Origin of the sequence: Jidongwangia harbinensis (genome assembly GCF_020216025.1) — a bacterium.
In the GTDB taxonomy this organism is placed as follows: domain Bacteria; phylum Actinomycetota; class Actinomycetes; order Mycobacteriales; family Micromonosporaceae; genus Actinoplanes; species Actinoplanes harbinensis.
Genome location: NZ_JAIWNC010000114.1, coordinates 1 through 962 on the forward strand (window position 1 = coordinate 1; position 962 = coordinate 962).

The 962-nt window shown below is 67.9% G+C and carries 1 protein-coding gene; it reads left to right on the forward strand.

The window, feature by feature from the left end; all coding sequences use genetic code 11:
- Window positions 1-897: glycoside hydrolase family 11 protein (locus tag LDL48_RS43220; RefSeq protein WP_225261010.1), on the forward strand; the 897-nt coding region annotated here is incomplete at its 5' end.
- Window positions 898-962: the final 65 nt, after the last annotated feature.

Consider the following 962-nt stretch of genomic DNA (forward strand, 5'->3'; position numbering starts at 1 on the left):
ACCGGTACCCACAACGGGTTCTACTTCTCGTTCTGGAAGGACAGCGGCGACGCCAGCATGACGCTGCGCGAGAACGGCCGCTACACCAGCCAGTGGAGCAGGAGCACCAACAACTGGGTCGGCGGCAAGGGCTGGGCCACCGGCACCCGGCGGACGGTCAGCTACTCGGGCTCCTACAACCCGGGCAACAACAACACCTACCTCGCCCTGTACGGATGGACGCGCAACCCGCTCATCGAGTACTACGTGGTGGAGAACTTCGGCAGCTACAACCCGAGCAGCGGCGCCACCCGGATGGGCACCGTCACCACCGACGGCGGCACCTACGACATCCTGCGCAGCCAGCGGGTCAACCAGCCGTCGATCGACGGAACCCAGACGTTCTACCAGTTCTGGAGCGTCCGGCAGCAGAAGCGCAGCAGCGGCACCATCACGGTGGCCAACCACTTCGACGCCTGGGCCCGCGCCGGCCTGCAACTCGGCTCCAACCACAGCTACCAGGTGATGGCCACCGAGGGCTACCAGAGCCAGGGCAGCTCGGACATCACGGTCAGCGAGGGTTCCAACCCCGGTAACCCGGGCAACCCTGGCAACCCCGGTACGCCGACCACCCCGCCGCCCGGCAACCCGGGAGGCAACTGCACCGCGACGGTGTCCGCCGGTCAGAGCTGGAACGACCGGTTCAACCTCAACGTCTCGGTCAGCGGCGCCAGCAACTGGGTCGTCAGCCTCGCGCTGAACGGCGGCCAGAGCCTGCAGAACAGCTGGAACGCCTCGGTCAGCGGCAACAGCGGCACCGTCACCGCCCGGCCGAACGGCAACGGCAACAACTTCGGCGTGACCATCATGTCGAACGGCAACACCACCTGGCCCACGATCACCTGCCGCACGGGCTGACGTAGGCGTACCACCGCAAGACCGCACCGTGATGGCGCGGCGGCCCCGGCCGCCGCGCCATCCGC